Raw genomic sequence first — 25025 nt, forward strand, 5'->3', positions numbered from 1 at the left:
GACTAGCCTGTAAAAGGTGCGGGTTGTAGCAGTTCCGCACCAGCAGTGTGCACTTCGGTGACGCACGTTGTTACAGGCTGGTTGCACGTCGTTTGGCGCCGCGGTTGCAATGATGGCGCACGCGGGTTGCGCCTTTAAAAATAAATGGTTTCACCTTCTGCGGTTTAGACGGTTGCACGCCCAATGAAAATGGGATCGAAACAGTCGAAATAACAATAAAGCAGCGACTTTTTTCAGAATAAAAAACCGATGGCACGGCCCTTGCTCTGAGCATTCAGAGAAGTCGCAGTGCCAACTAAAAAAAACCTTGGAGCACCACCTCATGTCCCAGACGTTTTACAAGAAAGGCTTTCTGGCCCTCGCAGTGGCAACTGCGTTGGGTGTTTCTGCGTTTGCACAGGCTGATGTGAAAATCGGTGTGGCGGGTCCGATGACAGGTGCCAACGCGGCATTTGGCGAGCAGTACATGAAGGGTGCACAGGCTGCAGCCGACGCGGTCAACGCGGCGGGCGGCGTTAACGGGGAAAAAATCGTACTGGTGAAGGGCGATGACGCCTGCGAACCGAAACAGGCTGTGACGGTCGCCAAGGACCTGACCAACCAGAAAGTCGCCGGCGTAGTCGGTCACTTCTGCTCCTCGTCGACCATCCCGGCCTCCGAGATCTACGACGAAGCGGGCATCATTGCAATCACTCCGGGTTCCACCAACCCAGCGGTTACCGAACGCGGCCTGAGTGCCATGTTCCGTATGTGCGGGCGTGACGATCAGCAAGGCATCGTGGCCGGTGACTACATCGTCGACGTGCTCAAGGGCAAGAAAGTCGTTGTCCTGCACGACAAGGACACCTACGGCCAAGGCCTGGCGGACGCTACCAAGGCCCAACTGGAAAAACGCGGCGTGAAGCCTGTGCTGTATGAAGGCCTGACCCGTGGCGAGAAAGACTTCAGCACCATCGTCACCAAGATCCGCGGCGCTGGCGCCGATGTCGTCTACTTCGGCGGTCTGCACCCGGAAGCCGGTCCTCTGGTCCGTCAACTGCGTGAGCAAGGCCTCAAAGACGTCAAGTTCATGTCCGATGACGGCATCGTGACCGACGAACTGGTCACCACTGCTGGCGGTCCGCAATTCGTTGACGGCGTACTGATGACCTTCGGCGCCGACCCACGCCTGCTGCCAGACAGCAAAACCGTGGTGGACGAGTTCCGCAAGAAAGGCACCGAGCCTGAAGGCTACACCCTGTACGCCTACGCTTCGGTCCAGACCCTGGCCGCAGCTTTCAACGGCGCCAAGTCCAACAGTGGCGAGAAAGCCGCCGAGTGGCTGAAGAAAAACCCGGTCAAAACCGTGATGGGCGAGAAGACCTGGGACGCCAAGGGCGACCTGAAAGTCTCCGACTACGTCGTTTACGAGTGGGACAAGGACGGCAAATACCACCAGCTGGAAAAACAGAAGTGATATGACCTGATCTGCCCGGTGCCTGTTGCACCGGGCAGTCTATGAACATGTCTGTGCAGTACCTGTCTTTTCTCGTAGAGCTGCACACAACCGTGTTGCCCCGGCGGCTGAACCCTGGTCCGTTGCACCCGGCTTCTGTGCAGTCTCTCAAATGCGTGAGATTGCGTTATGGATGGTATTTTCCTGCAGCAACTGGTCAACGGCCTGACCCTCGGGTCGGTCTATGGCCTGATCGCCATCGGCTACACAATGGTCTATGGCATCATTGGCATGATCAACTTCGCCCACGGCGAGGTTTACATGATTTCCGCTTACCTCGCGGCAATCAGTCTGGCTCTGCTGGCGTACTTCGGTATTGAATCCTTCCCGCTGTTGATGCTCGGCACCTTGATCTTCACCATCGTGGTCACGGCGGTGTATGGCTGGGTCATCGAGCGCGTCGCCTACAAGCCCCTGCGCAACTCCACCCGGCTGGCACCGCTGATCAGCGCCATCGGGATTTCGCTGATCCTGCAAAACTATGCCCAGATCGCCCAAGGTGCCAAGCAACAGGGCGTTCCGACCTTGTTGACGGGGGCCTGGCGCGTCGAAATCGGCACCGGCTTCGTGCAGTTGACCTACACCAAGGTGTTTATCCTGATTGCCGCATTCGCCGGCATGGCCCTGCTGACCTACATCATCAAGTACACAAAGCTCGGCCGCATGTGCCGCGCCACCCAGCAAGACCGCAAGATGGCCTCCATCCTGGGGATCAACACCGACCGCGTGATTTCCTACGTGTTCATCATCGGTGCAGCGATGGCGGCCCTGGCCGGCGTGCTGATCACCATGAACTACGGCACGTTCGACTTCTATGCCGGCTTCATCATCGGCATCAAGGCGTTCACGGCCGCGGTACTTGGCGGCATCGGCTCGCTGCCTGGTGCGATGCTTGGCGGGATCATTCTCGGGATCTCCGAGTCGCTGTTCTCAGGTTTGGTCAACTCGGACTACAAAGACGTTTTCAGCTTCTCGCTGCTCGTTCTCGTTCTGGTCTTTCGGCCCCAAGGCCTGCTCGGCCGTCCTCTTGTGTCGAAGGTGTAAGCGATGTCTTCAACCACTAAAAAAACCATTGATCTCAAAAGAAGCCTGGTTGACGCGATTCTTGCCGGCCTTGTCGCCCTGATTGTGTTCGGCCCGATTGTCGGCGTGGTCCTTGACGGCTACGGCTTCAATCTGGAAACGACCCGGGTGGCCTGGATTGTCGCCATCGTCATGGCTGGCCGGTTTGCCCTGAGCCTGTTCCTGCAAACGCCCAAGGGTCTGAAAATCCTTGAAGGCTTTGAAAGCACTGGTTCCGGGGTTCATGTACTGCCGCCTGATTACAAATCCCGCCTGCGCTGGATCATCCCGCTGGTGATCCTCGTTGCCGTGGTGTTCCCGTTCTTCTCCAACTCCTACCTGCTGGGCGTGGTCATTCTCGGGCTGATCTACGTATTGCTCGGCCTGGGCCTGAACATCGTGGTCGGCCTGGCCGGCCTGCTCGATCTGGGTTACGTGGCGTTCTACGCCATCGGTGCCTACGGCCTGGCGCTGGGTTATCAATACCTCGGCCTGGGTTTCTGGACGGTGCTGCCGCTGGCGGCAATCACCGCGGGCCTTGCCGGTTGCATCCTCGGGTTCCCGGTGCTGCGATTGCACGGTGACTACCTGGCGATCGTGACCCTGGGATTCGGTGAAATCATTCGCCTGATCCTCAACAACTGGTTGTCCCTGACCGGCGGCCCGAATGGCATGGCGGCTCCATTGCCAACCTTCTTCGGTCTCGAGTTCGGCAAGCGCGCGAAGGAGGGGGGCGTCCCGTTCCATGAGTTCTTCGGCATCGCCTATAACCCGGACGTGAAGTATTACTTCATCTATGCGGTGTTGTTCCTGGTGGTGCTGGCCGTGCTGTACATCAAGCATCGTCTGGTCAAGATGCCGGTCGGCCGCGCTTGGGAAGCCTTGCGTGAAGACGAAATCGCCTGCCGCTCCATGGGCCTGAACCACGTACTGGTCAAGCTCTCGGCGTTCACCATCGGTGCCTCGACGGCCGGCCTGGCCGGGGTGTTCTTCGCCACGTATCAAGGCTTCGTCAACCCGACCTCGTTCACCTTTTTCGAATCGGCGCTGATCCTCGCCATCGTGGTCCTCGGCGGAATGGGTTCGACCATCGGCGTGGTGATTGCAGCCTTCGTGCTGACCGTTGCCCCGGAACTGCTGCGCGGCTTTGCGGAATATCGCGTGCTGCTGTTCGGCGTGCTGATGGTGTTGATGATGATCTGGCGACCGCGCGGCCTGATTCGGATCAGCCGTACCGGTGTGACGCCGCGTAAAGGAGTAGCGCCATGAGCGAAGTCGTACTCTCGGTCGAGAAGCTGATGATGCACTTCGGCGGCATCAAGGCGTTGAGCGATGTCAGCCTCAAGGTGCATCGCAACTCGATCTTTGCCCTGATCGGCCCCAACGGCGCCGGCAAGACCACCGTGTTCAACTGCCTGACCGGTTTCTACAAGGCCTCCGGTGGCAGGATCGAACTCAATACCCGCGGCGAACGCACCGATGTCATCCAGCTGTTGGGCGAGTCGTTCAAAGCCACGGATTTCGTTTCGCCGAAAAGCTTCATCACCCGGATGCGCTACAAAATGTTCGGCGGCACCCACCTGGTGAACCGTGCCGGGCTGGCGCGCACCTTCCAGAACATTCGCCTGTTCAAGGAAATGTCGGTACTTGAAAACCTGCTGGTAGCCCAGCACATGTGGGTCAACCGCAACATGTTGGCCGGCATCCTCAATACCAAGGGCTACCGCAAGGCCGAAAGCGACGCGCTGGACCACGCCTTCTACTGGCTGGAAGTCGTGGACCTTGTGGACTGCGCCAACCGTCTGGCCGGTGAACTGTCCTACGGCCAACAGCGCCGCCTGGAAATCGCCCGGGCCATGTGCACCCGGCCGCAGATCATCTGCCTCGACGAACCGGCGGCCGGCCTCAACCCTCAGGAAACCGAAGCGCTGAGCGCGATGATCCGTTTGCTGCGCGACGAGCACGATCTGACCGTGGTGCTGATCGAACACGACATGGGCATGGTAATGAGCATTTCCGACCACATCGTGGTGCTGGACCACGGCGTCGTCATCGCCGAGGGCGGACCTGAAGCGATTCGCAACGACCCAAAAGTGATTGCGGCCTATCTGGGCGCTGATGAAGAGGAAGTGGTGCTATGAGTCAACCCATCCTCGAACTCAAGGATCTGGATGTGTTTTACGGGCCGATCCAGGCTCTGAAAAAAGTCTCGCTGCATATCGAAGAAGGTGAAACCGTCAGCCTGATCGGCTCCAACGGCGCCGGTAAATCGACCTTGCTGATGTCGATCTTCGGCCAGCCGCGAGCGGCTAGCGGGCAGATCATTTATCAGGGCGTGGACATCACCCACAAGTCGTCGCACTACATCGCGTCCAACGGCATCGCTCAGTCGCCTGAAGGCCGACGGGTGTTCCCCGACATGACCGTCGAGGAAAACCTGCTGATGGGCACCATCCCTATCGGTGACAAGTACGCTTCCGAGGACATGCAACGCATGTTCGAGTTGTTTCCACGGCTCAAGGAGCGCCGTAACCAGCGGGCCATGACCATGTCCGGCGGTGAGCAACAGATGCTCGCCATCGCTCGTGCGTTGATGAGTCGGCCCAAGCTGCTGTTGCTTGATGAACCGAGCCTTGGACTGGCGCCGATCGTGGTGAAACAGATCTTCGCGACCCTGCGGGAACTGGCGAGTACCGGCATGACCATCTTCCTGGTCGAGCAGAACGCCAACCACGCGTTGAAGCTGTCGGACCGGGCATACGTGATGGTCAACGGCGAGATCCGCATCACGGGCACCGGCAAGGAGCTGCTGGTCAACGAGGAAGTGCGTAACGCCTATCTCGGCGGGCACTGACACGCTGCCGAAATATCCACAGCCCCGACGAGCAATCGCCGGGGCTTTTTTACACCTCGAATACACCACGAATCCTCCTGTGGGAGCGAGCCTGCTCGCGAAAGCGGAGTGCCAATCGACAGGTGTTTCACTGGCCCACCGCTTTCGCGAGCAGGCCCGCTCCTACAAGGGCCAAGTGTGCTTTCCGGAAATTGTGGAAAACAATATTCACAAGCTCTCAAAGCGCGACATAAAGCCGCTGCAAATAGTTGTTTTGTCACGCTTTTGACTTGTCCCCGTTTACTGTGGAGCTGGCTGTGAATAACGTGGGAGTAGCTGTCTGAGAGCCTTTGAATCCGTGGCTTGCAGCGATGTGGTTGTTTTTTGATCAGGCGTTTTTGCTTGACCCGGAACAGGCTTTGTCAACCTTTTTGTTGGATGGCAAAGTGGCTGGAAATGTAATGGGCCAGCCTGTGGATAAGTCTGTGGTTAAACTCTGGAAAGACTCGGCTGAGGGCCGTAGTTACTGGCTTGGCGCCATCGTCGGTTTGCCCATCACATCGTGCAAAATGCCATGGGCTACACAGCTGGTACCCGAGGGTCAAGCAAAAAACTTTGTAATCTACCCGCAAAGCCTTGTGGATAGCGGCTTGCAGGTTTTCCACTTGCCCCCGGAAACTGTGGACCGGCCTGTGGATAAGGTGCGTGTACATGGCTGCAAGCCACGGTGCCTGTGGCTTTGGAAGGACTGGTTGTTTTTTGTACAGTTTTTGCGGCGGTTGCCGCTGTGGGCAAGGCCGGGCATGCTGCCAGCTGATTTTCTATTCCAATGGCTGTCGATCAGCCGAAGCAAGGAGAACACGATGTCCAACACCCTGTTTATTACCGGCGCGACCTCTGGTTTTGGTGAAGCCTGTGCCCGTCGTTTTGCCGAGGCCGGCTGGAAACTGGTGCTGACAGGCCGTCGTGAAGAACGCCTCAATGCCCTGTGCGCCGAGTTGTCGAAGCAGACCGAGGTGCATGGCCTGGTGCTCGACGTGCGTGATCGCAAGGCCATGGAGGAGGCGATCGCCAACTTGCCGCCGTCCTTTGCCAAGCTGCGCGGGCTGATCAACAACGCCGGTCTGGCGCTGGGCGTTGACCCGGCACCTAAGTGCGATCTCGACGATTGGGACACCATGGTCGACACCAACATCAAAGGCCTGATGTACGCCACTCGCCTGCTGTTGCCACGCCTGATCGCCCACGGCCGCGGTGCCGGTATCGTCAACCTCGGCTCCGTCGCCGGCAACTATCCGTACCCGGGCAGCCATGTTTATGGTGGGACCAAAGCATTCGTTGGCCAGTTCTCGCTGAACCTGCGTTGCGACCTGCAAGGCACTGGCGTGCGTGTCAGCAATATCGAGCCGGGCCTATGCGAGAGCGAGTTCTCGCTGGTGCGTTTCGCCGGTGACCAGGAGCGCTACAACGCGACCTACGCCGGTGCCGAGCCGATCCAGCCGCAGGACATCGCCGATACCATTTTCTGGGTGCTTAATGCCCCGGCGCACATCAACATCAACAGCCTCGAATTGATGCCGGTGAGCCAGACGTGGGCCGGGTTTGCGATTGAGCGTAATGCCAAGGGTTAAGACCGCATAACGGCTTTCGCGGGCAAGCCGCGCTCCCACAAGACTTGTGTTGAATCGTCATTTCGCGAACGACAAAAAACCTGTGGGAGCGGCGGTGCGGCGATCCGATTTGCCCGCGATAGCTATCTGTCAGTCAGCCGAGATAATCGACCAGCCCTCGATAGCAAGTGGCCAAGTGATAAGGCGTGGTCGATGGCATGTCCTTGCGGCTGACTTCGCCCTGCTCGTCGCGACATTCATACCACCCTCCCGCATGCAAAAAGCGTTGCTGCAATGCCTGCAATTGGCGTTGCACCGAGCCTTCGCTATTTGGACGCAAGGTCAGGGCGCGCAGGTATTCAGCCTGGGCCCAGATGCGTTGAGTGGCATCCTTGGCAGAGCCATTCAGATCGAGCATCGCCGTCACCGCACCCGTTTGTGGATCAACGCCCAGTTGTTCGGTGAGTACAAACGCGCGCTCCAGCGAAGCATGCAGTTTTGAGCCGTGCAGCAGTGGCGAAGACTCCAGCAGGAAATACCACTCGAACTGATGCCCCGGTTCAAACCAGTTATCCACAGCGCCCAGCGGTTTTTCCATCAGCACGCTGTGGTGCGGGTCAATAAAACGCTTCTGCATGGCTGTGCATAACTCGACCAGCGCGCGCTGTACGGCGATGTCTTCTCGCACCGACAGGGTCGCGAGGAAAGCTTCGGCCAGATGCATCAAGGGATTTTGCAGGGGGCCGGAGTCGAGCGAGGACCAGTCGCGGTCGAGGCTGGCTTCGTACAGGCCGTCGCCTGTGGCGAAGCGCTGCGCCAACACTTCCAGTGTCGCGTTGAGGACCGATTCCACTAGCGGCTCGCGCACCTTGCCCCAGTAATGGGCGCAGGCGAACAGGATAAAGGCGTGGGTGTAGAGGTCTTTGCGCTGATCCAGTGGCGCACCTTGCGGGTCGATGCTGTAGAACCAGCCACCGTGCTCGGCGTCGTGAAAATGCTGTTGCAAGGAACGGAACAGCGCCGCGGCGCGTTCCTCGGCGGCCGGCACCTGGCCGATCAGGCTGGAAAACAGATACAGCTGCCGCGCGCAGGCCATCGCTCGATAGCGTTGGGGCGGCAGCGGTTGATGCCCGGCGTCCAGCGCTTCATAAGGCAACGCCATGTCGGCATTCCAGCCGGGGCCTTGCCAGAGCGGCACGATCACGTCCTGGAAATGCTGTTGCACCGAGGCGAACAGAGCGGTCAATTCAGGCTGGGAGGCAGAGCGGGAAACAGGCGGCATTGGCTGGCGTCGTCACGGCAGGGTTGATTGCGCGACATGTTAGCAGGCCTGAGAGATGCGGTGTCTGTCAGGCCGTCTTCGCGAGCAGGCTCGCTCCCACAGGTGTACGCATTCCAATGTGGGAGCGAGCCTGCTCGCGAAGGGGCCATCACAGGCAATAAAAGATCAACCTGCGAGCAACCACGCACCAGTCGCCGCCGAAGCCGCACCGGCCAATCGAACCAACGGCGCCGCCGCTTGCGGCAACACGCGCACCACGGCATAACCCGCAGCATGCAACGCCGCCGTCGCCGCCACAAACCCTGCGGCATACGCCCAAGGGCTCGACATGTCCGGCAACTCCAGCCCATGGGCCACACCATGGAACAGCGCAAACAAAGCCGTCGCACCGACTGCCATGCTCAGCGGCGGACGCACGGCCAGGGCCACGGCCAGGCCCAGCGCCAGCACCGACGCCGCAATGCCGCCTTCCAGCGCCGGCAGGTTCAATCCTTCAAAACCCAGCAGTCCTCCAATCAGCATGGTGCCCACGAAGGTGCACGGCAGCGCCCAGCGCGCGGCGCCTTTTTGCTGCGCCGCCCACAAACCCACCGCCACCATCGCCAGCAAGTGATCAAGGCCGCCAATCGGGTGGCTGATGCCGGCGATCAAACCGTTGTCGCCGTGACCCGGGTGCGCGAAGGCGATGGCCGGGGTCAGCAGCAGGGCCAGGGTGCCCAGGATGCGTTTCAGTGTCATGGATAAGCTTCCTTGTTGATAAGTCGTGATCAGGCTGCGGTCAGCAGGCCTTGGCGTTCGATGAAGGCGATGATTGCTTCCAGGCCCAAGCCGGTTTTCTGATTGCTGAAGACAAACGGCTTGCCGTTGCGCATGCGCGTGGTGTCGCTGTCCATCAGTTCCAGCGACGCGCCCACCAGCGGCGCGAGGTCGACCTTGTTGATCACCAGCAAGTCGGACTTGCAGATCCCCGGCCCGCCCTTGCGCGGCAGCTTGTCGCCCGCCGAAACGTCGATCACGTAAATGGTCAGGTCGGACAGTTCCGGGCTGAAGGTCGCCGACAGGTTATCGCCGCCGGACTCCACCAGAATCAGATCCAGCCCCGGAAAGCGGCGGTTCAGTTGATCCACCGCTTCGAGGTTGATCGAGGCGTCTTCGCGGATCGCCGTGTGCGGGCAGCCGCCGGTTTCCACGCCGATGATGCGCTCAGGGGCCAGGGCTTCGTTGCGCACCAGGAAGTCGGCGTCTTCGCGGGTGTAGATGTCGTTGGTGACGACGGCCAGGTTGTAGCGGTCGCGCAGGGCCAGGCAGAGCGCCAGCGTCAGGGCGGTTTTACCGGAACCGACCGGTCCGCCGATGCCGACGCGCAGGGGTTGTGTGTTCATGTGATTCTCCAAGTAAAAAGGCCCTAGGAACGGAACAGACGGCTGTACTGGCGCTCATGGGCCATGCACGCCAGGGACAGGCCGAACGCGGCGCTGCCGTAGTGTTCGGGGTTGATTCGGGTGGCGTCCTGCTGGGCTTGTTGCAGCAGTGGCAGCAGTTCGCTGGTCAGGCGTTGCGCGGCTTGCTGGCCCAGCGGCAGGGTTTTCATCAGCACCGCCAATTGATTTTCCAGCCAGCTCCAGAGCCACGCCGCCAGCGCATCTTGCGGGCTGATCTGCCAGGCGCGAGCGGCAAGCGCCCAGCCGAGGGCCAAATGCGGCTCAGGGCGCTGCTGGAGAAAGGCGCGGGCCGGCGCATCGAGTTCCGGCAAGCCGTTGAGCAGTTGTTGCAATGAATAGCCCATCTGTCGGCTTTCCTGATGCAGCTCGCGGGTTTCCCGGCTGGCACGATGTTCTTCGCAGCGTTGCAGCAACTGGCCCCAGTTCTCATCAACGGCAGCGGTGCAATGGGCGAGCAGCAGCGGCGCTTCGAAGCGTGCCAGGTTCAGCAACAACTGATCGCTGATCCAGCGTCGCGCGCTGTCTGCATCGTTCACCCGGCCGTTATCCACCGCCATCTCCAGGCCTTGCGAATAGCTGTAGCCGCCAATCGGCAGTTGTGGACTGGCCAGGCGCAACAGCGCCCAGGCCGGGTTCATAACCGGACGCCGAACTGGTGCAATTTCGGCGGGTAGTTGAAGTCCTCGTCGCCGTGGCGGGAATGGTGATGGCCGCCCCCATAGGCGCCGTGTTCCGGCTGGAACGGTGCCTCGATGTTGTCGACGTTGGCCTCCAGCTGTTCGAGCATGGCCTTGAGTACGTAATCATCGAGCAGGCGCAACCAGCCATCACCGACTTGCAGGGCGACGTGGCGATTGCCCAGGTGATAGGCCGCGCGAGTCAGTTCGAACGCGTTGGCGCACGTAACATGCAGCAATTGTTCGGGGCGGGCGCAGACGCGGACGATGCGCCCATCTTCGGCTTGCAGGCACTCACCGTCATACAGTGGCGGCTGACCGCGCTCCAAAAACAAACCGACGTCCTCGCCTTCGGCACTGAAACAGCGCAAACGGCTTTTGCTCCGGGCCTCGAAAGTCAGGTGCAACTCGGCGGCCCAGACGGGTTGAGGGTCGATTCTGCGATGAATCACCAGCATCGGAAGGCTTCCAGCAATGGACGATGTTCAGGCTAGAGCAAGGGGCTTGCCAATCGGGCGATACGTAGGAAATACCTGTCGGAGCGTAGTGGGTGGCTCAGGCTGTTGCGGGATTTTGAACTGGAATGGTGCGGGGATTTTTCGGTGGCACCAAATTGATGCCTTGACTGGTTTTGTGGACGTGAGCCTGCTCGCGATAGCGTCGGCACAATCAACATTTGATGTGGCTGACATTCCGCTATCGCGAGCAGGCTCGCTCCTACAGGGTTTATTCAGTGCTGCCGAGGCCTTGCCAATGCTTGAGGCCGATGAAGATGAAGCGCAGTTGTTGAGTGATTTTTGCCTGTGGCGTCAGGTGCTCAGGCAGCGCCTCGGCCGGTGGATCGATAATGTCCGGCAAGGTCGCGAACACACTTTTGACGATCAGGTCCGCCATGACGCTGAGGCCGGCGATGTCCAGATGCTGCAATTTCGGCATCAAGGACAGGTCGGCCGCGAGGTCCGAGCTGATGTCTTCCCGCAGGCGACCAATGGCCTGGCGCACGGGCAGCGATCCGCCGTACTGCTCCCGGGCCAGAAACAGGAACTGTGAGCGATTGGCCGAGACCACGTCGAGAAAGATCCGAACCGAAGCGTCAATGATGCCGCCCATGACGAACTCGTTATGGCGCACCAGGCGAATGGTCTCGCGAAAGGTCTGGCCGACTTCGCTCACCAGTACCAGGCCCAGTTCGTCCATATCGGCGAAATGCCGGTAGAAACCGGTGGGCACGATGCCGGCGGTTTTCGCCACTTCGCGCAGGCTCAGGCTGCCGAATCCTCGACCACATTCCATCAGGTGACGGGCAGCGTCCATCAGGGCGTTGCGGGTTTGTTGTTTCTGTTCGGCGCGGGGCAGCATCGCAAGGGTGTTTTTCTGGACAGGGACAGCGGCGCACTCTAGCAAATCGGCTTCGCTGGCGTCGAACGACTATCGGGGGATCAAGCGGGGATGTACAACTTCCAATGAGGCAAAACCCTATAAAGTCAAAAGCCCAATCCGGGGATTGGGCTTTTTTTCAGGGCCGCCATGGGCTCAGCTCACAGCGCTGTTGCGTTCGATGACACGGTCACCACCACCTTCGGCGAGTGTTTGGCCTGGAGTGCGGTCGGAACCATCGGCAGCCAGTGTTTGACCTGGGGTGCGGTCGGAACCATCGGCAGCCAGTGTTTGGCCTGGGGTGCGATCGGAACCATCGGCAGCCAGTGTTTGGCCTGGAGTGCGGTCGGAACCATCGGCAGCCAGTGTTTGACCTGGGGTGCGGTCGGAACCATCAGCGGCGAGAACCTGGCCTTGTGGCGTTTTGTCATAACCGTCTTCAGTGATCAGGCCTTTTTCTTTCAAGCGATCATTGCCACCTTCGGCAAGGGTCTGGCCTTGTGGAGTGCGGTCGGAACCATCGGCAGCGACGGTTTGGCTGAACACCGAGCGGCTGTCTTTGACTTGTGGAGTGGCCTGGTCAGCAGCAGGCAGAGCGAAAGCGGTGCTGGCCAGCATTGAGAGGGTAAGGCTAAGCAGTAATTGGCGTTTCATGATGGGTTGCTCCTTGGGGGGCGATAAAGTGGGTACGAGGGCAATGCTACTCTCGATAAGTCGATATAAAAGTTCATAAACGCAATGGTAATAATCAACGGAATTGATTGTTCTGCCGAAGCGCTCTAGAACGGGTGTCTCCGGCGATCGCTTTTGCACTGGAGTGGGTATTTTCGACCCACTGATGCCGCACAAAAGTGCGGGGGCGGTAACGCTGGATTCGGGGGCAGTCTCTCCCCGGTCGATTATTTGAGGATTAATCGATGTTTCGGTTAAACCTGCGGGCCGTTTTTCAGTCGTAGATTCCATGGCAGGCCGGTTCTGGCCTGTCGTTTCACACGTGCGTCGCAGTCAGGGCGCTCAGTCGTATCAGGAGCCCTGTGCAATGACGCGCACTCGTAAAATTGTTACCTGGACCTTCGCCAGCCTGATTGTCTTGCTGGCGGTATTGGTTCTGATCATCGCGTTCTTCGATTGGAACCGGATCAAACCGCCCCTTAACGCCAAAGTTTCTGAAGAGCTGCATCGTCCGTTCGCCATTAATGGCAACCTCGCGGTGGTCTGGCAGCGCGAGCCCGACGAGGGCGGTTGGCGGGCGTGGGTGCCGTGGCCGCACGTGGTGGCCGAAGACCTGAGCCTGGGCAACCCGGACTGGTCGAAAAAACCACAGATGGTCACCCTCAAACGCGTCGAGCTGCGTATTTCACCCTTGGCATTGCTGGCGCAACGGGTGGTGATCCCGCGTATTGACCTGACCGAGCCGAATGCCGACCTTCAGCGCCTGGCCGATGGCCGTGCCAACTGGACGTTCCAGTTCGACCCCAAAGACCCGAACGCCGAGCCTTCGAGCTGGGTGGTGGATATCGGTGCCATCGGCTTCGACAAGGGCCACGTCACCCTCGACGACCAGAACCTCAAGACTCAGCTCGATGTGCTGATTGATCCGTTGGGCAAACCCATTCCATTCAGCGATATCGTCGGCGACAAAGCCGCAAAAACCGCGCAGGAGAAAGGCGCGGCTCCCCAGGATTACGCGTTCGCGCTGAAGGTCAAAGGCCAATACCACAATCAGAAACTCGCGAGCGAAGGCAAGATCGGCGGGTTGCTGGCATTGCAGGATGCGGCCAGGCCGTTCCCGCTCCAGGCGCAAGTGAAGATCGCCGATACCAGTGTCGAACTGGCCGGAACGCTGACCGATCCGCTGAACCTCGGCGCCCTGGACCTGCGCCTGAAACTGGCCGGTACCAGCCTGGGCAATCTCTATCCGCTGACCGGTGTGACGCTGCCGGATACGCCGCCCTACGAGACCGACGGGCATTTGATCGCCAAACTGCATGAGCCGGGTGGTGCGGTGTTCCGCTATGAAGCATTCAACGGCAAGATCGGCGAGAGCGACATCCACGGCAGCCTGGCCTATGTCGCCAGCCAGCCGAGGCCGAAACTCAGTGGTTCGCTTGTTTCCAACCAACTGCTGTTCGCCGACCTGGCCCCGTTGATCGGCGCTGACTCCAACGCCAAGCAAAAGGCCCGTGGCGGCGAAAGCAAGCAGCCGACGGACAAGGTGTTGCCGGTCGAGGAGTTCAAGACCGAGCGCTGGCGTGACATGGACGCCGACGTCGAATTCACCGGCAAGCGCATCATCCACAGCGAAAAATTGCCGTTCAATGACCTCTATACGCACCTGGTGCTGACCGACGGTGTTCTCAGTCTGGAGCCTCTGCGTTTCGGCGTGGCGGGCGGCAACCTGGATGCGCAGATTCGCCTCAATGGCCGCACCGAGCCGCTGGAAGGCCGGGCCAAACTGACCGCGCGCAAGTTCAAGCTCAAGCAGCTGTTCCCGACCTTTGAACCGATGAAAACCAGTTTCGGCGAACTCAACGGTGATGCCGACATCACCGGCCGTGGCAACTCGGTGGCCAAGCTGCTGGGCAGCGCCAATGGCAACCTGAAAATGCTGATCAACGATGGCGCCATCAGCCGCGAGTTGATGGAGCTGGCCGGGCTCAACGTCGGCAACTATGTGGTGGGCAAGATCTTTGGGGACAAGGAAGTGAAGATCAATTGCGCGGCGGCCGACTTCGATATCAAGACCGGTTTGGCCACCACCCGACTGTTCGTCTTCGATACCGAGAACGCGATCATCTATATCGACGGCACGGCGAACATGGCGACGGAGCAGCTGGACCTGACGATCACCCCGGAATCCAAAGGCTGGCGGTTGATTTCGTTGCGCTCGCCGCTATACGTGCGGGGCAAGTTCATCAAGCCGGATGCGGGCGTGAAGGCGGTGCCGCTGATTTTGCGTGGCGCCGGGATGGTTGCATTGGGCGTGATTGCAGCGCCAGCGGCGGGGCTGTTGGCGTTGGTGGCACCGAGTGGGGGTGAGCCGAATCAGTGTGCGCCATTGTTGGAACAGATGAAGGCAGGCAAGGCGCCGGTGACCGTTAAACCAACGAAATAATGGGGTGTCAGTGTGGCTGCCTTCGCGGGTAAGCCTCGCTCCTTCAGGAGAATACTAAACCTGTAGGCGCGAGGCTCGCCCGCGAAGGCGATCTGAAAGGCGCTAAAGATCTTTCAGAATGTCAGCCATGTCATCCGCATGCTCTTCTTCCTGAGCCAGGATGTCTTCAAAGATGCGCCGGGTGGTCGGGTCTTTTTCGCCGATGTACTGAATGATCTCGCGGTAGCTGTCGATGGCAATCCGCTCGGCGACCAGGTCTTCGTAGACCATCTCTTTAAGGGAATTGCCCGCCACATATTGCGCGTGGGAGTTTTTCGACAGCAAGTCAGGGTTGAACTCCGGCTCACCGCCCAGTTGCACGATGCGCTCGGCCAGTCGGTCGGCGTGCTCGGCTTCCTGGGTTGCGTGCTCGAGGAACTCGTCGGCCGCGACGTTGGCTTTCAAGCCGCTGGCCATGAAGTAGTGGCGCTTGTAGCGCAACACGCAGACCAGTTCCGTGGCCAACGACTCGTTCAGCAGGCGCAATACTTCTTCACGGTCAGCGCTGTAGCTTTCGGTCACCGCGCCGTTCTCGACGTTCTTGCGGGCCCGTTCGCGAAGGGTGGTTACGTCAGACAAATGCATGTCACTCATCTCGTTCTCCTGGAGGCTAATCCGGTTTGCGTCACCTTCTGGGGAAGTGATCGCTACTTAAGGTGTGAGTGATGAGCGCGGCGAAAAGTTTTATGCCATTTGTCCATCGTAAAAAGCGCCCGAAATGGTCACGCCAACCCATGCCCGGACAGCAGCGCCTCCTCGCGCAGCCACGCAAAAAACGCCCGCACCGGCGGATGCCGTTCGCGTCCCGGCACACAGAGTGCGCTATAGCCGGCGCCATCGACCTGGACCTCGCCCCGGTAGGCGACCAGTAAACCGTTGGCCACGCTTTCCGACACCAGGATATTGCTCGCCAGCACCAGCCCCTGCCCGGCGATCGCGGCTTGCAGGGCGTAATGCTCTTCGTCGTATTCACGGACCGCCGGTTGCCCTGTCAGCCAACTTTCGCCGGACTGCGCGCACCAGGCCGCCCAGCCGTGGGCATAGAGTTTGGAGTTGTGCCAGCGCACGCTGATCAGCGTGGGTACCCGCTCAGCCGCCAGGGCCACCTGCCCGGGCGAGCCATAGACGCCGAACGATTCGTCGAACAGGCACAGCCCATAAAGGTTCGGGTAATCACCCAGGCTGTAGCGCACCACCAAATCGACGCTGGCGTCCTGATGCAGATCGATGACTTCGCAGTGGGTGTCCAGGCGCAGGTTGATGTTCGGATGGCGGGCGTAAAACCGACCCAGACGCGGCACCAGCCACAACGCCGCGAAGGCCGCCGTGGTGGAGATCGTCAGGCTCGCGCCGCTGCGTTGCGGGCGCAGGGTGTCGACGCTTTGCGCCACTTCCAGCAGCGCGCCGTGCAGGCTGCGGAACAACCGTTCGCCGCCGTCGGTGAGGCGCACCTGCCGTGGCAGCCGCTCGAACAGCGGCACGCCGAGCCAGTTCTCCAGCGAACGAATCTGGTGCGACACCGCTGTGGGCGTCACCGAAAGTTCTTCGGCGGCGGCCTTGAAACTCAGCAGGCGCGAGGCGGATTCGAAGGCGCGCAGGGCGGTGAGCGGCAACGAGGCAAACATTCAAATACTCCATGGATGAAATGGATTCATCCAGACTGATTTCTACTCAGTTGAAGAAGGGCGGCTGTGAGCTTCAATCTGCGAGCCACAGGCAGTTTAGCCCTTAAGGAGATTCAGATGAGCAAGATTCTTGCGATCCATGCCAGCCCCCGTGGCGAGCGTTCCCATTCCCGGCGTCTGGCGGAAGTGTTTCTTGGCGCTTGGCAAGCGCGACATCCTCAGTCGCAGCTGACTCGCCGGGAAATCGGTCGGGCATTGATACCGCCGGTTAACGAGGCCTTTGTGGCCGCGGCCTTTTACCCCGAGCCCCAGGCGCGTCCCTTGTCGATGCAGGCCGACCTGGCGTTCAGCGATGAGCTGGTCGGCGAGTTGCTCGGTCACGATTTGCTGGTGATTTCCACGCCGATGCACAACTTCAGCGTACCCAGCGGCCTCAAGGCCTGGATCGATCAGATTGTGCGGCTCGGGCTGACGTTCAATCACACCCTGGACAATGGCGTGGCGCAGTACGAGCCGTTGGTGCACGGCAAAAAAGCCTTGATCGTCACCAGTCGCGGCGGCTTCGGTTTCGGGCCGGGCGGCGAGCTGGAGGCGATGAACCATGCCGATCCGTTGCTGCGCACTGCGCTGGGGTTCATCGGCATCACCGACATCACCGTGGTGGCCGCCGAAGGCGAAGAGTCGGCCGAGCGCACGTTCGAGATTTCGCTGGCCGAAGCCGAGCAGCGTTTGCTGACGCTGGCCCGGGAGTTCTGATGGCCTGGCTGTTTCTGCTGATCGCCGCCGGGTTCGAAGTTACCTTCGCCATGGGCATGAAGTACGCCGAAGGCTTTACCCGGCTCTGGCCATCGCTGATCACGGTGGCGGCCGCCGTCGGCGGGATTTACTTCCTGACCCTGGCCATGCGCGAGTTGCCGGTGAGCATCGCCTACCCGATCTGGACCGCCATCGGTTCACTGGGCACGGTGTTTCTCGGCTTTGCGCTGCTGGGTGAAAGCTTGACGGCGATCAAACTGGTGTCGGTGGGGCTGATCGTGGCAGGCGTGGTGGGGCTGAAGTAGGGTGGATGTCATAGACTGGTCGTCGAGTTGTCATCTTGGGTGACGATGCTTGGCTGACGTCTTGCATCGCGCCTTGCTTCATCTCACCGATCACAAGGATGTCCGTCCATGTCGCAAGGTTCTGCCACGCGTTATCCGTTGGTGCTGGTCCCGGGAATGCTCGGGTTTATCCGTCTGGTGCTGTATCCGTACTGGTACGGGATCATTTCGGCGTTGCGCCGGGGTGGGGCGACGGTGTTTGCGGTGCAGGTCTCGCCGCTCAACTCCAGCGAGGTGCGCGGCGAGCAGTTGCTGGCGCGGATCGAGGAGATTCTGCGGGAAACCGGGGCCGAGAAGGTCAACCTGATCGGCCACAGCCAAGGCTCGCTCACAGCCCGTTACGCGGCCGCCAAACGTCCGGATCGCGTGGCGTCCGTCACGTCGGTCGCAGGGCCGAATCATGGCTCGGAGCTGGCGGATTATCTGGAAAAGCATTACCCGGCCGACACGTTCAAAGGACGGGTTCTCAGCGTGTTGTTGCGCTGGATCGGCGCGTTGATGAGCCTGCTGGAAACCGGCTATCGCGGGCCGAAGTTGCCTGTGGATATCCCGGCTTCACACCATTCGCTGACCACTCAAGGCGTGGCGCTGTTCAATCAGCGTTATCCACAGGGCCTGCCTGAAACCTGGGGCGGGCACGGGCCGGAAGAGGTCAACGGCGTGCGCTATTACTCCTGGTCCGGGACGTTGCAACCGGGCAAGACGGACCGCGGCGGTAACCGGTTCGACGGCACGAACCGCAGTTGCCGGCTGTTTGCCAGAACCTTTGTGCGCGAAACCGGGCATTGCGACGGGATGGTCGGGCGTTACAGCTCGCACTTGGGGACGGTGATTGGCGATGAGTATCCGATGGATCACTTCGACATCGTCAATCAGTCGCTGGGGCTGGTGGGGAAAGGGGCGGATCCGGTGCGGTTGTTTGTCGAGCATGCGGCCCGATTGAAAGCGGCTGGCGTGTAAACGTCAGTTGGACCGCGTTATCGTTCTTCGCGGGCAAGTCGGGTCAGGCAACGCTGACCTTACGGCCCAACACGGTAGTCCAGCGCTCCGAAAGCACCACCCCACCCAGCGTCAACACCCCACCCACCAGGTGATACATCGCCAACTGTTCATTCAGTACCACCGCCGCAATCAACGCCGTAATCAACGGCAGCAAATTGAAAAACAGCGTGGTCCGGCTCGGTCCCAGGCGCACCACGGCCTGCATCCACGCCAATGGCGCCAGCATCGAAGCCAGCAAACAGGCATAAAGCACCAGCGGAATATTCTGCAAGGTCGGTCCGACCTTCGGTGAAGCGACAAACAGCGGAAACAGCACCACCACCGCCACCAGCACCTGCAAATACAACAACACCAGTGGCGGCAAGCGCAGCTGCCATTTTTTCAGCAGCGTGCTGTAGATCGCGTAGGCCAGCGTGGCGATCAGCATCATCGCGTCGCCCAGGTTCACGCCGTGCTCAAGCAGTGCGCCGAGGCTGCCGGACGACACCACCACCAACACGCCGGCGAACGACAACACCGCGCCGGCCAATGCGCCCGCAGTCAGGCGCTGACCGAGGCTGACGATAGCCATGGCCAGCGACATCAAGGGCATCAGCGACAAGATGATCCCCATGTTGGTAGCTGTAGTCAGCGTTGCGGCGAAGTACGCCAGGCTCTGATAGACGGCCATGCCGAGCACGCCAAGGATGAAAATCTTGCCCAGGTTCGGGCGAATCTGCGGCCAATGCGCGATCACCGGTTTGAGCATGAACGGCGTGAACAGAATCCCGGCCAGCAGCCAGCGATAGAAGCCGATTTCTGCGGGGAAGATCGCGCCGACCGCCAGTTTGTTGATCACGGTGTTGCCAGCCCAAATGAAAATGGCCAGCAGGGGATAAGCGTATTGCATCAGAAAAACCATCAGCGTTAGTGAGGAGCGATTATCCGCCTGTCTGGATGCAAGCCTATACTTCAATCCAGACAACCTGCCCTTGATGACGGACAGCATGACCAGTAAACACATCGACCTGCTCGAGTTCGCAGAATTGCCGTCCCCGGTCTATTTCCGTTATGCCGACTTCGACACCCATGAATATGCCTCGACCCACCGTCACCCGTGGGGCACCCTCGAGTATTCGGCCAACGGTGTGTTGCACATGGAAATTGGCAGCAGCCGCTTCATGTCGCCGCCGCAATACGCGGTGTGGGTGCCGCCACAGACCGAGCACAGTTTCTACAGCAATCAACCGATCAACTATCGCGCGGTCTGCCTGGCGCCGGTGTTGTGCACCGCGTTGCCACAACAAGCGTGCACGCTGGCAATCAGCGACATTCTCAAGGCGATCCTCAAGGACTTCGCCGCCCGCGACGTGAAAATTCCCGACCACGATGCGGACAAACGTCTGGCGCAGGTGTTGGTGGACCAGTTGCAACTGGCACCCATCCAGGAGTGTTATTTGCCTTACGCCAGCAGCTCGGGATTGCTCGTAATACTTGAAGCCCTGCAAGCCGAGCCCGGGGACAATCGGCCATTGGCGCACTGGGCTGCGCAGATTCATGTCAGCGAACGCACCTTGGCGCGGCAGTTTGTCCGTGAGCTGGGCATGAGTTTCGGCGAGTGGCGGCAACGCTTGCGTTTCCTCGCGGCGATCGAAGCGCTGGACAATCAACGCAGCATTCAAAACATTGCCTTCGACATGGGTTACAGCACCGGTTCGGCATTTATTGCGATGTTTCAACGTCAGGCCGGGTGTACGCCTGAGCAATATCGTCGGCAACGAATTATCTGAGATAAATAAGTCAGTGGATGTTAGAAGTTTTAAGTGGTGAAGTTTCTTACAGGCTAATCGGAATTGAACTTCATTTGATTGAGTGATTAACGTTGTACGCTAGTTGCATAAGCCGTTTCTGTTCAGCAAACTTATGCAGAGTATCAATGTGACCACTTCAATCCGGATCGATGAAATATCAGCAACCGCAATACAACAAAAAAGCAAACATCACGAACTTATAAAAAATGCTATCCCGGAATGGATGCGCCAAACTTCACCCCACAGAATCAGCGCGTTAAAAACCGTGATAGCCCCACTTCCGGAATGGATTAGCACCGCTTCACCGATGCAGCTCGCAGCCCTGCAGCGCGCCTCGGAGGAAAGCTGGCGGGCACAAAACGATGTCGACCAGATGCTGAGCGAGACGCAAGATGTCTACGCCTTTGCTGAACCGCTGCTTCGTCAGGCGCTGAAAGATCAATACGGTGTAGACGTCGATGTAAAGGAAACTTTCTTGCAGTTGTTTTCTCCGCCCCATTTATCCCCTTGGGCCAACAATTTCAATAACGGCGTGGAATCGCGCATTGTTTCGTTGCTGGATGCGGCATTACATAATTTTTCGGATAAAGAAGTATTAACTTCTGATTCGCAGTTTATTACCCGGCCGGACAAATCGAATCGATTCGATATAACCGGTGTTCGTTACAACATGAGTGTCGACCAATTCAAGACACTTTGCCGCACTCTGGATATCGGCGCTCACTATAAAGCCCATCTTGAAGGCTATGTGCGCCCTGTCGACGGGCTGGTGCGTAGTGTGGTGCAGCAAACAGTCATAAAAAGCCAAAAGGCTGCGTTAAAAGCAGCCCTGTATCTGGCCAGCCTTAAAAATGACATCTCGGCCAGTGGCTACCTGGCCGTACAAAGCCTGCTCAAGGATATTAAAGCGTGGAAGATGGATGGCCTTCCCGTTCATTACTATCAGCTGAAAATTCTCGATGTCCAGTTGAGAGGCATCGTGCTGATCGCCCCTGATCTGCATATCCACGACAGCGCCGCCCGGCGAGTCATTGTCTATGTGCCACATGACCCGGAGCATCCACTGAAAGAGTACGCCTCGAAGGCCGAGTTCGCCCGTGAGCTCACTCGCCAATTGCGGGATGCCCCAAGGAATTCCACAAACAGTTATCAGCAGTTCTTCAGCCGTTTTGTCGACCATCAACAACGGGGGCGCTTCTTCTCGGCACTCAATGCCGCGCTGGTGGAAATAACCCAACACGACAAAGTTCCGGGCGTCGATCAGCCGGTATGGCGCGAAACGCCCATCGAGAATCCGCGCCTGCACTTTGAGCACGTTCGGTTCGAGAACGACATCCATACCTTTTTTACGGGCGACCCTTGGCTTTATCTCTACCAGCAACAGCAAAACAAAATCCTGAACGACGCCCGGGAGATGGTCATTTCGACGCAAGATGCCGATCGTATGGAGCGTTGGGCGTGGTTCGACAACCTGGAAAAAATGCTTTCCGACGTCTTCAATGCCGCGTTAATGGTGGTGGGGCCTTTCATACCCTTTGTGGGCGAGGTAATGATGGGTTACATGGTTTATCAGTTGGTCAGCGAGGTCGTCGAAGGCATTGTGGATTTGGCTGAAGGTCTCTATCTGGAAGGGGCCGAGCACATCATTGGGTTTGTCGAAAGCCTGGTCCAGTTGGTGGCCTTCGCCGGCGGCATGAAAATCGGCAGTGAGGTGGTACTGCCCAAGTTGTCATCGTTCATCGAGTCGACAACACCGGTCACGCTCGCCAACGGCGCCAAACGCCTGTGGAGCCGCGACCTTGAGCCCTATCAAAAACAAAACCTGACCCTGACTGCGGATTCAAAGCCTGATGAAACCTGGCTGCACCGGCATGAGGGCAAGCCGATTCTCAAGCTGGACACCCGGCACTTCGAACTGACGAAAGATCCACAGAACGGTAAACACAGGGTTAAACATCCGACCCGCTCCGACGCCTATCAACCCGTGGTGGAGAGCAACGGCGAAGGTGCCTTCGTGATTGAAGGCGAGCAACCCCATAGGTGGGATGACTCGACCTTGATGGCGCGACTCGGCCCGGACATGGGTGAACTGGCCGATGCCTACGGCGACATCCGCACGGTCAGCCAGACCGATGCCAGTGCGATCCGCCAAATGTATGCCGACAATGAGCGGCCATCGCCGTTGCTCAGCGATACCGTGACCCGGTTTCGTATCGACCGTGACATCCAGACCTTCATCGAGCAGATGGGCAGCGAGCGTGCGCAAGATTACTCAAGCGCCGATCCCGAGATGCAATTTCAGCTGCTCGATGGTCTGTGGCCCGGCAATGCTATTGAGCTGGTAGACGCCAGGGGCGAAGTGCTTCGGGTCATCGGTCGCGCGGGCGGGCCGGGTGTCCAGATAAACAGCAATCGTCTGGCTGACGTCGATCTGCTCAAGACGCTGTTATCGCACCTGGATGAAGCACAACTGAACACCTTGTTGGACGTCGAGTTCCATATCACGCCCAGCACGCTGGAACTGAACGCCAAAAATCTGCGGGCCGAGTTGGCGATACGGGCCAGGAGCAAGCGCACGTCGCTGTTCAACGCACGTTATCGTCGTGTCGAAGCTGCCACGAGTGACAGCGCAAAAACGATCCAGGCCCAAGTGCCGGGCCTGCCTGGCACTGTCGCCCGGGAGTTGCTGTCCATCGCCACGCCCTCCGAAGTCCAGGCGATTGAGCGCGGGCAGTTGCCCGCAAGGCTGGAAAACCTCGCGCGTTGGGCGCTGCGAGACGTGCGCATGAGCCGTGCTTATGAAGGTTTTTACCTCGACTCGGTCGACAGTCCCGACATGGACCGGCTGGCGCTGCACTCCCTTGAGCATCTTCGCGGCTGGAATCCCGATGTGCGCATTGAGGTCCGACGGTTCGAGTACGACGGAACCCTGCTCGACAGTATCGGCCAGGACGACGCAGGGATTCGCCGTACGCTCGTCGAGCTTCATGACTCGACATTCGTCGCTTATGACGAAGACGCAAATGCCCTGCATTCGGGCATGGATCTGTTTTCCGCTATTTTGCAGGCGTTGCCGGACGCCGAGCGTAACGCGCTGAACATCTATATCGGCCAGGGGGCCAAACTGAAGCTGGCCCTGCGCGACAACGCATTGCAGCCCTATCAGTTGCTGAAGGTGCTGGACGGTCTGCCGGTTCTTGATCCGCTCACTTACGATCCTCAATTGATGCGCCTGCGTGGTGGCTCGCCGGGCGCGGGCGGCGAACGTGCAGTCCTGGAAGACATCGGCGGCCAATACAGCGACCTGGTCACGGTAGCGTTCCATCCTTCTGTTTCGGCATTCAAGCGATTCGATTATCTGCGCGGCCTGAAACTGATTCACGACAGCCTTCCACAGGATTATCTTTTCGACCTTTTCGAGGCGCTGAACGCAGCCAATGCGACCGGAGAGGCCGGGCCAGGCCTGCGGATCGTCCAAAGTATCGAGGCGTTGCCTGATCTGCAGAAGCTGATGCTGCCAGAGCAGTTCAACGCGTTGACCGGGCGCCTGTTTACCAAAGAGGGCCTGGTGCCGCTCACGGAACTGGAACGAAACCTGGGGTTGAATGCGCGCAATCTGGAACAGACCGGGCGGGCCAATGCCTACCAGGCGCTGTTACATTCAGTCCGGGAGAACGGTGTAACGCCAAGTCCGGAGCTGGCTGATTTAAGCAGCTATGGGGAGTGGTTTTCCCAGGCTGTGGTCGAGACCGAAGGGCCGGTTCAGGTATCGCCTCAAACCATGGCCAACTTGAAAATGGCGCAGGACGCGATCTATCGAGCCAAGGAGCTCCTGCCGTTATCGGGGAATCAGTTGCCAAGCATGTGGGAAAACGGCGGTTCGGCGATTGCCAAAATCAAAGGCCTGCGAGGGATGGACCTTGAGGAGGGCGGGTTCTCCGCAAAACTGACCACCGCTGAGGCCGCTCGCAAAGCCATTGATATCAAGGGCGGGAATTGTTCGGAGAACTCGAAGGTCACGTTTTCGATTCTCGCCAGCCAGCCCCGGACGTCCAGCATTCACATTGTCAGGGCCACCCGTTTTGATCATCAATATGTAGTGATAGGAGATGATCTGAGCAATCTTGATGCTCTGGTCGTCGCTGACTCGTGGCCGGAATTTCCCGCAGCGCACTTGGCCAGCAATGCACACTTCAATTTCGAAATGCCGCCGGTGACCACACTGACCCCCGGGCCGGCCGTGGCCGAGTACGCCTTTATCAATGAAGCCGCGCCAGGGCCGGCGGTATTGCCTGCGGTTTCCGAGGCGAACACGTTCCGGCAGATAAAAATCAACAAGCTCTATGAGGAGGGTGCGGCATATGCCCAATGGACGTCGTTGCGTGAGCTTGGACAGACTTATGCGGTCGAGGGGGCACGCCGGTCTTGTTCGAGCGGATGCCCGCGTCGGTCATTGATAACCGGGTTGATGCTTATCAGCGATACCGGGAAGCCTTTAAAGATCTTCTGGAATCGGAGGCTGATTGAGGGCCATCGGTTGCGTCGGTGGATGAATGTGTAACAGGGGTTGTCTACA

Annotated in this window: 22 protein-coding genes; 12 read left to right on the forward strand and 10 right to left on the reverse strand. The window is 59.2% G+C overall.

The window, feature by feature from the left end:
* Positions 1 to 322 precede the first annotated feature (322 nt).
* From HP062_RS23600 to HP062_RS23625, 6 genes are all read left to right on the forward strand, one after another.
* Positions 323 to 1456: an ABC transporter substrate-binding protein gene (locus HP062_RS23600; protein WP_010464151.1), complete on the forward strand. Its 1134-nt coding sequence runs from the start codon at positions 323 to 325 to the stop codon at positions 1454 to 1456.
* 168 nt (positions 1457 to 1624) lie between these two features.
* Complete coding sequence (locus HP062_RS23605; protein WP_010464150.1) at positions 1625 to 2539, forward strand: branched-chain amino acid ABC transporter permease; 915 nt, start codon at positions 1625 to 1627, stop codon at positions 2537 to 2539.
* Positions 2540 to 2542: 3 nt separating this feature from the next.
* On the forward strand, positions 2543 to 3826 hold the full coding sequence (gene livM / locus HP062_RS23610) for a high-affinity branched-chain amino acid ABC transporter permease LivM (protein ID WP_010464149.1): 1284 nt from the start codon (positions 2543 to 2545) through the stop codon (positions 3824 to 3826).
* Positions 3823 to 4698, forward strand: coding sequence for an ABC transporter ATP-binding protein (locus tag HP062_RS23615; protein ID WP_010464147.1), 876 nt, complete (start codon positions 3823 to 3825; stop codon positions 4696 to 4698). Before livM ends, HP062_RS23615 begins: the two co-directional genes overlap by 4 nt.
* Positions 4695 to 5411 carry an ABC transporter ATP-binding protein gene (locus tag HP062_RS23620; RefSeq protein WP_077748934.1) on the forward strand — a complete coding sequence of 239 codons (717 nt, stop codon included), beginning with the start codon at positions 4695 to 4697 and terminating at the stop codon, positions 5409 to 5411. Before HP062_RS23615 ends, HP062_RS23620 begins: the two co-directional genes overlap by 4 nt.
* Positions 5412 to 6253: 842 nt before the next feature.
* A complete protein-coding gene (locus HP062_RS23625; protein WP_010464142.1) occupies positions 6254 to 7021 on the forward strand; it encodes an SDR family oxidoreductase in 768 nt (255 codons plus the stop codon).
* Between the two features lie 133 nt (positions 7022 to 7154).
* Here the strand turns inward: HP062_RS23625 and HP062_RS23630 are convergent, their stop codons facing one another.
* The 7 genes from HP062_RS23630 to HP062_RS23660 form a co-directional block, all read right to left on the reverse strand.
* A complete protein-coding gene (locus HP062_RS23630; protein WP_077748936.1) occupies positions 7155 to 8282 on the reverse strand; it encodes an AGE family epimerase/isomerase in 1128 nt (375 codons plus the stop codon).
* Positions 8283 to 8447: 165 nt separating this feature from the next.
* The gene (locus HP062_RS23635; RefSeq protein WP_154502824.1) at positions 8448 to 9020 is read right to left on the reverse strand and encodes a HupE/UreJ family protein; all 573 of its coding nucleotides are present in this window, start codon (positions 9018 to 9020) and stop codon (positions 8448 to 8450) included.
* Between the two features lie 29 nt (positions 9021 to 9049).
* The gene (ureG, locus tag HP062_RS23640; RefSeq protein ID WP_010464137.1) at positions 9050 to 9664 is read right to left on the reverse strand and encodes an urease accessory protein UreG; all 615 of its coding nucleotides are present in this window, start codon (positions 9662 to 9664) and stop codon (positions 9050 to 9052) included.
* A gap of 23 nt (positions 9665 to 9687) precedes the next feature.
* Positions 9688 to 10362 (reverse strand): urease accessory protein UreF, encoded by a 675-nt coding sequence (locus HP062_RS23645; protein ID WP_077748939.1) that lies wholly within the window; start codon positions 10360 to 10362, stop codon positions 9688 to 9690.
* Positions 10359 to 10859, reverse strand: a complete 501-nt coding sequence (gene ureE, locus HP062_RS23650) for an urease accessory protein UreE (RefSeq protein WP_010464135.1) — start codon at positions 10857 to 10859, stop codon at positions 10359 to 10361. Before ureE ends, HP062_RS23645 begins: the two co-directional genes overlap by 4 nt.
* 268 nt (positions 10860 to 11127) lie before the next feature.
* The gene (locus HP062_RS23655) at positions 11128 to 11760 is read right to left on the reverse strand and encodes a TetR family transcriptional regulator (protein ID WP_010464134.1); all 633 of its coding nucleotides are present in this window, start codon (positions 11758 to 11760) and stop codon (positions 11128 to 11130) included.
* A gap of 174 nt (positions 11761 to 11934) precedes the next feature.
* Positions 11935 to 12432 carry a hypothetical protein gene (locus HP062_RS23660; protein WP_077748940.1) on the reverse strand — a complete coding sequence of 166 codons (498 nt, stop codon included), beginning with the start codon at positions 12430 to 12432 and terminating at the stop codon, positions 11935 to 11937.
* A 385-nt stretch (positions 12433 to 12817) separates the two neighbouring features.
* On the opposite strand from HP062_RS23660, the gene HP062_RS23665 reads away from it, so the two are divergent.
* A complete protein-coding gene (locus tag HP062_RS23665) occupies positions 12818 to 14893 on the forward strand; it encodes an AsmA family protein (protein WP_172792101.1) in 2076 nt (691 codons plus the stop codon).
* 102 nt (positions 14894 to 14995) lie between these two features.
* Here HP062_RS23665 and HP062_RS23670 read toward each other — a convergent pair whose 3' ends face one another.
* Together HP062_RS23670 and HP062_RS23675 are read right to left on the reverse strand one after the other, a co-directional pair.
* Complete coding sequence (locus HP062_RS23670) at positions 14996 to 15526, reverse strand: bacterioferritin (protein WP_010464129.1); 531 nt, start codon at positions 15524 to 15526, stop codon at positions 14996 to 14998.
* A gap of 128 nt (positions 15527 to 15654) precedes the next feature.
* On the reverse strand, positions 15655 to 16557 hold the full coding sequence (locus HP062_RS23675; RefSeq protein ID WP_077748943.1) for a LysR substrate-binding domain-containing protein: 903 nt from the start codon (positions 16555 to 16557) through the stop codon (positions 15655 to 15657).
* A gap of 117 nt (positions 16558 to 16674) precedes the next feature.
* Between HP062_RS23675 and HP062_RS23680 the strand changes: the two genes are divergently transcribed.
* The 3 genes from HP062_RS23680 to HP062_RS23690 all read left to right on the forward strand — a co-directional run bounded on the left by HP062_RS23680 (position 16675) and on the right by HP062_RS23690 (position 18617).
* Positions 16675 to 17313 (forward strand): FMN-dependent NADH-azoreductase, encoded by a 639-nt coding sequence (locus HP062_RS23680; RefSeq protein ID WP_010464126.1) that lies wholly within the window; start codon positions 16675 to 16677, stop codon positions 17311 to 17313.
* Positions 17313 to 17618 carry a multidrug efflux SMR transporter gene (locus HP062_RS23685; RefSeq protein ID WP_077748944.1) on the forward strand — a complete coding sequence of 102 codons (306 nt, stop codon included), beginning with the start codon at positions 17313 to 17315 and terminating at the stop codon, positions 17616 to 17618. Before HP062_RS23680 ends, HP062_RS23685 begins: the two co-directional genes overlap by 1 nt.
* Before the next feature lie 108 nt (positions 17619 to 17726).
* Entirely contained in the window at positions 17727 to 18617 is an 891-nt protein-coding gene (locus HP062_RS23690) for a triacylglycerol lipase (RefSeq protein ID WP_077748945.1), read from the forward strand.
* Positions 18618 to 18660: 43 nt separating this feature from the next.
* Here HP062_RS23690 and HP062_RS23695 read toward each other — a convergent pair whose 3' ends face one another.
* Positions 18661 to 19548 (reverse strand): DMT family transporter, encoded by an 888-nt coding sequence (locus tag HP062_RS23695; protein WP_010464117.1) that lies wholly within the window; start codon positions 19546 to 19548, stop codon positions 18661 to 18663.
* A gap of 97 nt (positions 19549 to 19645) precedes the next feature.
* Here HP062_RS23695 and HP062_RS23700 point away from each other — a divergent pair, with 97 nt between their 5' ends.
* Both HP062_RS23700 and HP062_RS23705 read left to right on the forward strand, forming a co-directional pair.
* Positions 19646 to 20428, forward strand: coding sequence for a helix-turn-helix transcriptional regulator (locus tag HP062_RS23700; protein WP_172792102.1), 783 nt, complete (start codon positions 19646 to 19648; stop codon positions 20426 to 20428).
* A gap of 148 nt (positions 20429 to 20576) precedes the next feature.
* Positions 20577 to 25010: a dermonecrotic toxin domain-containing protein gene (locus HP062_RS23705; RefSeq protein WP_256665926.1), complete on the forward strand. Its 4434-nt coding sequence runs from the start codon at positions 20577 to 20579 to the stop codon at positions 25008 to 25010.
* The last annotated feature ends 15 nt before the right edge of the window (positions 25011 to 25025 follow it).

Origin of the sequence: Pseudomonas sp. B14-6 (assembly GCF_013260315.1) — a bacterium.
Taxonomy (GTDB): Bacteria; Pseudomonadota; Gammaproteobacteria; order Pseudomonadales; family Pseudomonadaceae; genus Aquipseudomonas; species Aquipseudomonas mandelii.